This window comes from uncultured Fretibacterium sp. (assembly GCF_963544685.1).
Classification (GTDB): Bacteria; Synergistota; Synergistia; order Synergistales; family Aminobacteriaceae; genus CAJPSE01.
The window spans coordinates 1-8,491 of record NZ_CAUUGJ010000099.1 but is presented as its reverse complement, the minus strand read 5'-3'; the positions used below and the strand labels follow the sequence as shown (position 1 = coordinate 8,491).

General features: G+C 62.6%; 7 protein-coding genes and 1 rRNA gene. 7 read left to right on the top strand and 1 reads right to left on the bottom strand.

The window, feature by feature from the left end; translation table 11 throughout:
- Positions 1-88: 88 nt before the first annotated feature.
- From rrf to ppdK, 5 genes are all read left to right on the top strand, one after another.
- Positions 89-204: ribosomal RNA gene (rrf, locus tag ABLA28_RS09100) — 5S ribosomal RNA — on the top strand.
- Positions 205-527: 323 nt separating this feature from the next.
- Positions 528-1,205, top strand: a complete 678-nt coding sequence (locus tag ABLA28_RS09095) for an SH3 domain-containing protein (RefSeq protein ID WP_347713396.1) — start codon at positions 528-530, stop codon at positions 1,203-1,205.
- A gap of 62 nt (positions 1,206-1,267) precedes the next feature.
- Positions 1,268-1,756, top strand: coding sequence for a hypothetical protein (locus ABLA28_RS09090; RefSeq protein WP_347713395.1), 489 nt, complete (start codon positions 1,268-1,270; stop codon positions 1,754-1,756).
- Positions 1,757-1,808: 52 nt separating this feature from the next.
- Positions 1,809-2,438 (top strand): hypothetical protein, encoded by a 630-nt coding sequence (locus tag ABLA28_RS09085; protein ID WP_347713394.1) that lies wholly within the window; start codon positions 1,809-1,811, stop codon positions 2,436-2,438.
- Between the two features lie 318 nt (positions 2,439-2,756).
- Positions 2,757-5,402, top strand: a complete 2,646-nt coding sequence (gene ppdK / locus ABLA28_RS09080; protein WP_347713393.1) for a pyruvate, phosphate dikinase — start codon at positions 2,757-2,759, stop codon at positions 5,400-5,402.
- Between the two features lie 161 nt (positions 5,403-5,563).
- On the opposite strand, the gene ABLA28_RS09075 is transcribed toward ppdK, so the two are convergent.
- Positions 5,564-6,439 (bottom strand): AraC family transcriptional regulator, encoded by an 876-nt coding sequence (locus tag ABLA28_RS09075; protein WP_347713392.1) that lies wholly within the window; start codon positions 6,437-6,439, stop codon positions 5,564-5,566.
- A gap of 369 nt (positions 6,440-6,808) precedes the next feature.
- Here ABLA28_RS09075 and ABLA28_RS09070 point away from each other — a divergent pair, with 369 nt between their 5' ends.
- Positions 6,809-8,179, top strand: coding sequence for an MATE family efflux transporter (locus ABLA28_RS09070; protein ID WP_347713391.1), 1,371 nt, complete (start codon positions 6,809-6,811; stop codon positions 8,177-8,179).
- A gap of 96 nt (positions 8,180-8,275) precedes the next feature.
- Positions 8,276-8,491 (top strand): FGGY family carbohydrate kinase (locus ABLA28_RS09065; RefSeq protein ID WP_347713390.1); only part of this gene is annotated, 216 nt, incomplete at its 3' end.

Below are 8,491 nucleotides of genomic sequence, written 5' to 3'. Positions count from 1 at the left end.
CCGGTACTAAAGCTGCGAGACTTTACTCTCCGCTACAGGATTGTTTTCTATGAAACTGTGGAGTTATGCAGGGTAATAAGAAATGTTTTCTGGTGGTATTAGCGACAGGGCCCCACCCGGACCCATGCCGAACCCGGAAGTTAAGCCTGTGAGCGCCGATGGTACTGTATGGGGTACATACGGAAGAGTAGGTCACTGCCAGAAAACAGTTGAAAGACGAACGAGGAGCCCCGGTGATAAACCGGGGCTCCTCGCTCCTTATACTCCTCTCTTGAATCCCACCGTGCAGATTGCTATAGTTTTTCCCACCAAGTCAGGCCCCTAAAAAACCACCCTAAGACCACCCCTGTGTGAGGCTCGCAATTTCCGACACTCTCCTGTATCCTGTGGGACGGATATCCTTGGGATGCAAAGGTATCCCGACGAGGAAAGAACGGATGAAGTGCCGACGGCAATCGGCTGCGGAAAGGATGGCAGGGACTTTGGTGAGGAATGGAAAGAGAACCTTTGGATTCGTTGTCGTCTTGATGGTATGGGTCCTGGCGGGCGCAACCTGCGGCGAGGGGGCGTATCCCACGATCCTCCGGTGTACCGGCTCCAGCGTAAGGGTTCGTGCCGAGCCCGACAGGACCTCGGATATCCTGGACAAGGCGGACGTGGGGGACAGGTTTATCGCCCTCGGGGAGACGTCTGTGGACGGCTCGGTCTGGTATGAGGTGGAGCTTTCAGCCGCGAAGGGAACGGGCTGGCTTTTTGGAGAATACGCCGAGGAGTACCTGGAGGAATCGGAGAGGACGCCATCGGTTTATGCCGCGGTTTCTACCGCGATCCGTATCTCTCGGAGCTTTGGCTACACACCCGAGAGGGCGCGCGCCCTCTTCGGCAAGCCCCAAAAAGAGACGAAGAAGAAAGTGTACATCGAGATGGCCGGGGAGAAACTCTGGGATGAGACCCTGATTTACCCTACGCATGAGGCCCATTATCTCGAGGGATATCTTACGAGCGTGAGGGTCCGAGAGGGAACGATGCCGTTCGGCGAGATCCGTATCGGGGACCCGGCGAAGAAACTTGTTGAAGTCCTGGGCAATCCTGGCGACAAGACGGATGCGAATTGGTCCTACGAGCTGCCGACCCTCGAATTTTTGACGTTTGAGGTCGGGAATGGGCGTGTCGCGGCCATGACCTATGAACGGGCCATGGATTGAAATATCCGATCGATGCGTAGCGGCGTGGGGACATGCCAATTTTTGAACGGGAGGAGACATTGGTGAGAAAAATTTTTGTGTTGTGCGCTTTGCTGCTGTTCCCCGTGCTCTGCGCTGCGGCGCCTGCCGAGAGGTGGACGGAGTACGTCAACGAACGTTTCGGCTATTCCGTGGAGCATCCCGACATCTTCGAGGAGGCTGGCAAGCCGGAGAACGGCGACGGCGTATGGCTTTCCTCGAAGGACGGGAAGTACGAACTCACGCTGTCCGGCGGCTGGAACGTGCTGGGGGACGACGGGGAATCGAGGCTGAAGTCACGGTTGGAGAACGTCGCCCATGTCTCCGTCCAGGAAAGTGAAAAGGGCTGGTATCGCCTCGTTTATGGGAGCAGCGGCAAGGGCGGCGCAGAGCGCGTCGTTTACGAGTACGCCGTTGTCAACGAGGAGGCCTGGGCCTCCTTCATTCTCAGCTGGCCGAAGGACGAGGATGCAAGGTTCCGCCCCCTCATCGCCCGTATGGAGAAGTCTTTAAGCCTCCCGAAGGGCGAATGATTCCGACGGTTCCGCTGCAAGGCAGACAAAAAATTTATGGAGGGATGAATCGATGAAGAAGCCTGTTTGCGTCCTCTGTGCGGGCGTCGTGCTGGCGGTCCTGACGCTGGCGGGTGCGGCAATCGCCGCGCAGTTTGGTAAGGACGAGATGAAGCGGATGAGTGTTTTCGTCAGCAACTTTACGGAGCAGGGGCTTTACGATTTCGACGTGGAGCGCGAGAGCGACGGGATGCTCTGGCTGGGGGGGCCCGACGCCGCCCCGGATCTGATCCGCTTTGGTATCAGGCACAATTACATCAATAATTTCAAGACCCGCATCAAAAAGTGTAAGGAGAAGAACTGCAAGCATGGAAGCTTGACCCTCGACGGGAAATTCGTCCAGGAGTCCGTGAAGAAGTACTTCGGCCTGGACGTGGAAAACCGGAGCGTAACGGATTCCGAACCGTCGTACCACTTTGACGGAAAGCTCTATCACTTCGATGGGGCGGACGGGGAGGCCGTGTACTACGCCGAGGTGACGAGCGCGTCCCGGAATGGCAACGAGATCGACATGAGCGGAGAACTCTACAATACGGAGGACAAAAAGGACCGCCCCGCGACCTTCCGGGCCGTCGCGAGGCCCTACAAGTGGAAGGGAAAGGACACCTGGTCCATCGTCCGCCTGAAGACCGACTTCAAGTGAGGCCGGGCCTCCGCCTCTTCATTCCGCGATCAGGGGATCGGCGCCACCGGTGAGGATTGCCCCGCGCGGGGGATACCTCTGTTTCTCTCAAGCGATGATCTTTGAAAGCCGCCCCGTGGCTCCTGGCGATGCGGGGCGGCTTTCGATTTGTCCGCCGGCGAGGTAAAATGAAAACGAGGCGGGCCGGCAGTCCTTGGAGGGACGCCCGCCTCCGGCTCCCTTGGAGTCCGAGGGAGAGAGAGAGTTGGTGCCACTTTTGCGTTGTCTGAGATCACGAGGCCCCGATGGGCGCACTTTCAGGATAAGGAGTGGTGTGACATGGCGGAGAAGTTCATCTACAACTTGAAGGAGGGCAAGGGCGACCAGAAGCTGCTCCTGGGGGGCAAGGGAGCCAACCTCTGCCAGATGGTGCAGAGCGGGCTTCCCGTCCCGCCCGGGTTCATCCTCACGACGGAGGTCTGTCGCAGGTACATGCAGGACCCCGGGATCATGGATACGGTCTGGGATGGGGTCAAAGAGGCCGTCAAGGCGCTGGAGAAGGAGACGGGCAAGGGCTTCGGCGACGGGAAGAACCCGCTCTTGGTCTCGGTGCGCTCCGGCGCGCCCATCTCCATGCCGGGGATGATGGAGACGATATTGAACCTGGGATTGAACGACGAGACCGTCGAGGGGCTGGCCTCCGTGTCCGGAAACCGGCGTTTCGCCTTCGACAGCTACCGCCGTTTCATCCAGATGTTCGGCAACGTCGTGGATGAGGTGAACGCCGACCGGTTCGAGTCCGCGCTCGCGGCCTGCCGGAATGGGCTTGGGGTCTCCCAGGACTTCGAGATCCCGGCTGAGGCGCTGGAGAAGCTGGTGGCCGAGTACAGGAAGATCTATAAGGAGGCGACGGGCAGGGACTTCCCGACCGACCCGTGGGAGCAGCTTCGCAGGGCCATCGAGGCCGTGTTCAGGAGCTGGAACATCCCGCGCGCCGTGACCTACCGGAAGATCAACAGGATTTCCGACGAACTGGGGACGGCAGTCAACGTCATATCCATGATCTTCGGCAACCTGGGCGACGACTGCGGAACGGGCGTCTGCTTCACCCGAAACCCGTCCGACGGCAAGAACAAGCTGTACGGCGAGTTCCTCATCAACGCTCAGGGCGAGGACGTCGTGGCGGGCATCCGCACCCCCATGCCCATAAGCCAGCTGGAGAGCGCCATGCCCGATATCTACAGGGAGCTTTGCCGGCTGACGAAGCAGCTGGAGAATGCCTACAAGGACATGCAGGACATCGAGTTCACCATCGAACGCGGCAGGCTTTTCCTGCTCCAGACCCGCACGGGCAAGAGGACGGCGGCGGCGGCGGTGAAGATCGCCATGGACATGGTGAACGAGGGGCTGATCGACACCGCGACGGCGGTGACGCGCGTGACCCCCGAGCAGGTGGAGCAACTGCTGCACCGCCAGGTGGACAAGAACGCGCCTCAGGAGCTGCTCGCCGCCGGCCTGCCCGCGTCGCCGGGCGCCGGGGTCGGGATGCTGGTCTTCACGGCGGACGAGGCGGAGGATTTGGCGCATCAGGGAAAGTCCGTCATCCTGGCGCGGCCCGAGACCTGCCCGGACGACATCCACGGCCTCTTTGCGGCCGCCGCCGTCGTGACGAGCCGCGGCGGCATGACCAGCCACGCGGCGGTCGTGGCGCGCGGCATGGGCAAGCCGGCGGTCTGCGGCTGCGAGGAGATGGCGATTGACCTGGAGTCCGAAACCCTCACGAGCCGCGGCAGGACCCTGAAGAAGGGGGACTTCGTGACGGTGGACGGCTCTTCGGGCCGCGTGCTCGCGGGGCAGGTGCCGCTGACCGAGGCGACCTTCTCGGAGGACTTCAAGAGGCTGCTCGGCTGGGCGGACGAGGCGGCCGGACAGGAGGTCTGGGCCAACGCGGACACGCCGGAGGATGCGAGGCGCGCCCGCGAGTTCGGGGCCAGGGGCATCGGCCTCTGCCGCACGGAACACATGTTCATGGCGACCGACCGCCTGCCGGTGATGCAGCGGCTGGTGGTGGCCGAGTCCCTCGAGGAACGCGTCGCGGCGCTGGACAAGCTGAAGGTGATGCAGAAGGACGACTTCGTCGGGATCTTCAAGGCGATGGACGGGTACCCCGTCATCGTCCGGCTGCTTGACCCGCCCCTGCACGAATTTCTTCCCAAGGAGCCGGCCCTGCTGGAGGCGCTGGGCGAGCTGGAGAAGAAGGGCGCCGCTTCCTCTCCGGAGGCCGAAAAGCTGCGCCGAACGCTGAACAAGGCATATCAGCTGCACGAGGCCAACCCGATGCTGGGGTTCCGTGGCTGCCGCCTGGGGATGGTCTACCCCGAGATCTACGAGATGCAGATCAACGCTATCTTCGAGGCCGTGGCGGAGCTGACGAAGGCCGGCGTCAAGGTGAGGCCGGAGGTCATGATTCCGCTGGTGGGGACGCGGGCGGAAATGAAGTTCTTCCGCGAGATGGCCGACCGCATCGCGGGCGAGGTCATGAAGGCCTCCGGGACGGACTTCACCTACCTCGTCGGGACGATGATCGAGGTGCCGCGTGCGGCCATGGTGGCCGACCAGCTGGCCGAGTACGCGCAGTTCTTCAGCTTCGGAACGAACGACCTGACGCAGACGACCTTCGGCTACTCGCGCGACGACGCCGAGGGGAAATTCCTGTTCCAGTACATCGAGAAGGGCGTGTTCAAGGAAAATCCCTTCAGCGAGCTGGACCGGGACGGCGTCGGCGGCCTGATGCGAATAGCGGTGGAAAAGGGCCGGGGCGTCGCCCCCAAGCTCTCGGTGGGCATCTGCGGCGAGCACGGGGGCAACCCCTCCTCCATCGCATTCTGCTGCTCCCTCGGCATGAACTACGTCAGCTGCTCGCCCTTCCGCGTGCCCGTGGCGCGCGTAGCCGCGGCCCATGCGGCGCTGGGGACCTTGAAATAGATTCCGTTTTATGTCGTGGATGTAGTCTAAATGTAGACAGGGAAGGCGTCGGGGTGAATGGCATCGTCGTCTCGAGGGGGCAGGCTGTATATGCCGGGCCCCCGAGGGACGACCGCGAGGCTCGGCGCCTTCTCTCTGGCTAGGGGGCCTAAGGTGATCGGTCACCCCCGGTGCAGGGTCCGATAGCCTTTCGGCCCTATGCCGTAGGCCCTCTTGAAGAGTCCCGCGAAGTGCCCGGAATTGCCGTATCCCACCCGGGCCGCGACCTCTCCGATCGACAGGTCGGACTCCTGCAGCAGCGCAAGCGCCCGGTTCATACGCAGGTTCTTGAGGTACCCGTAGGGCGTCGTACCGTACTCCTTGCGGAAGGCCAGCAGAAAACGCGAGGCGCTCATGCGGGCGAGGCGGGCCAGCTCCCCGATGCTGGGATATGCGGCCGGGTCCTTTGCCATCGCCGCGACGACCCGTTTCAGCCCCCTGCGGTCCTGCGAGTCCAAGGTCACCGCCAGGTGCGGCGCCTCGGCCCGGCGCTCGAAGTTCAGCGCGATCAGCGACAGAGCCTCCAGAATCTTGCCCTCCATGTAGAGGAGCTTGGCGGCTCCCTCGGCCCGGCAGTCCCGAATCTGCCGGAAGAGGAAGCGCAGCTCCGGCAGGTTGGGGCTGCGGGACAAAAAGTCCACCGCATCTCGGGATTCGTCGTAGTTCTCCCCGTAACGGTCCCTCAGGAACCCGTCAAAGTATTCTCCAGAGACCCGAATCTTGGTGAAGCACGCAGGCACGCCGGCCTCGCAGCGCACGAACACGGTGCGGCTGTCGTTGATGTGGCAGATGATTCCCTGCTCTACCCGCGTGAACCTGCGTCGGCCCACCCGGTAGGAGCTGGAGTCCGTGTCAAAGCAGCCGATCTCGAGGTATTTCTGGGCAATCCTCCAGGTGTGCTCGAAGGTCATCCTGGGGACGAAGTCCGCGATGAGGACGGCGAACAGGTTGTTGAAGTCGAGGGCCCGCAGGGTCCCCTCGCCGTACCCGGATGCCATGCGATAGACACGTTCGTATGGCGACGAGCGTTCCGTGTCCGGTATGAATTGCGGCCCTCCCGGCAGCCACAAAAGGTCTTCCCGCGACTGGAAGGCGGACCCCGGATTCCTCTGCATCGTCCTCACCCTTTCTCCCAAGCCTCGGTAAAATCATACCATACCCAATAAACATCGCGATATTTCAACGTAAACGAGTTTGGAAACGGCGCGTTTCCCTTGTGCCAGCGTTTCAGGACGCTCCATATATGCGCGGTATTCGTAGGCGGGACGCCTTGTTTTTTTCCATCCGCGGGAATAGAGTATTGACGCTTCGCCGGCGAAACAAAAATCCCGGAGCACGGGAAATTGTTGAAGAAGGGGATGCGCAGCATGGACAAAAACGAGAGAATGCGTCTGATGGGGGAGGGGAACGTCACCGTGGCCCTGCTCCGGCTCGGAATGCCGATGGTCGTCGGCATGCTGGTAACGGCCCTGTACAATCTGGTGGATACCTACTTCGTCTCGGGATTGGGCACCGTTTCCGTCGCCGCGGTCTCCGTGGCGTTTCCGTTCTCCCTGTTCTTCGTGGGGCTGGGGCTGACCTTCGGCGCCGGGGGGGCGTCGCTCATCTCCCGGCTGCTTGGCGCGGGGGAGAGGCGGCGGGCGGAGGCCGTGGCCTCGACGGCGCTGTTCACGGCGATCGGGGTGGGGGTTCTAGCCGGGGCTCTGTGCCTGCTTGCCGTCGTCCCCGTTCTGCGCCTCATGGGGGCGACGGAGACCGTTTTGCCCCACGCGCGCGTCTACGCGGTGCCATTCATACTCAGCGCGGTCCTCGGCGTGGGGAACGTCGCGGCCGGGAACCTGGCCGTAGCACAGGGGGCGGCCGGGACCTCGCTGGCGGCGATGACGGCCGGCGCCGTCCTGAACATGATTCTGGACCCCATCATGATTTATTCCCTGGGCATGGGGGTCCGTGGGGCGGCTGCGGCCACCCTGATCTCTCAGGCGATCACCGCTCTCCTTTACCTCCGCTTCTTCGCCGGGGCCGGAAGCTACCTGCGGCTCTCCCTCAAGAACTTCTCCCCGGACCGGAAAATCTACGGGGGGATACTGAGCATTGGGAGCTCCGTCCTGCTGCTGCAGATTTTATCCGCGCTCTCCATGAGCCTGCTCGTGAGGGCGGTGAGCGCTTATGGCGACGAGGCGGTCGCCGCGGTGGGGATCGTCCTGAGGATCGTCACGCTCGGCATGTTCGTCGTCTTCGGGTTCATCAAGGGGTTTCAGCCGATGGCGGGCTTCAACTACGGGGCCGGGAACCTTGCGCGCCTGGACGAGACCGTCAGGATCTGCCTCCTTCTGAGCACGCTCTTCTGTCTGGCCTGGACGGCCGCGGTCCTGTGCCTCTCCGGGCCGGTTCTCTCCCTCTTCAGCCGCGATACGCGCGTCCTCGCCGTCGCTGGGCGGGCCCTTCTTGCCAACAGCATCCTGTTCTTCTCGCTGGGCTTTCAGTTCACCTACTCGACCCTGTACCTGGCCTGCGGCAAGGCCCTCGAGGGCGGTTTTCTGAGTGCGGGGCGCCAGGGAATCTTCATGATCCCGCTGCTCCTGGTCCTCCCGCACCTGTTTGGCCTGGACGGCGTGCTCTACGCCCAGGCGGGCGCCGACCTCCTGACCACCCTGGCGACCCTGGCCCTGGCCCGCAGGGGCCTGCCCTCCGTCGAGCCGCAGGTGCGCCCTGTCCCGGGACGTCCGGGGCAATAATTGGGAAGTCTTTGATGGGGACGGGCTGTAACGGACTACGATATAACGGATTATAATGGAGGATGAAGGAATTTCATCCTCTGCGAGGTGCGGAATATGGCGAACCATTATCTCTGTTTCGACGCGGGGACCCAGAGCGTCAAGGTTGCGGTCTGCACGGCGGACGGCCGTGTGCTCGTCCGGTCGGACCGTCCTACCACCCTCTCCTGCCCCCGTCCCGGTTGGGTGGAGATGGACGCGGAAGAGTATCTTTCCCTGGCCCTGGCCGGCATGAGGGACTGCGCGGAACAGATGGCCCGGAAGGGGCTGGAC

Excerpts from the sequence above, each read along its gene's own strand:
- ABLA28_RS09095 (WP_347713396.1), top strand. The coding sequence starts at position 528 with ATGGTATGGGTCCTGGCGGGCGCAACCTGCGGCGAGGGGGCGTATCCC.
- ABLA28_RS09085 (WP_347713394.1), top strand. The coding sequence starts at position 1,809 with ATGAAGAAGCCTGTTTGCGTCCTCTGTGCGGGCGTCGTGCTGGCGGTC.
- ppdK (WP_347713393.1), top strand. The coding sequence starts at position 2,757 with ATGGCGGAGAAGTTCATCTACAACTTGAAGGAGGGCAAGGGCGACCAG.
- ABLA28_RS09075 (WP_347713392.1), bottom strand. The coding sequence starts at position 6,439 with ATGGCATCCGGGTACGGCGAGGGGACCCTGCGGGCCCTCGACTTCAAC.
- ABLA28_RS09070 (WP_347713391.1), top strand. The coding sequence starts at position 6,809 with ATGGACAAAAACGAGAGAATGCGTCTGATGGGGGAGGGGAACGTCACC.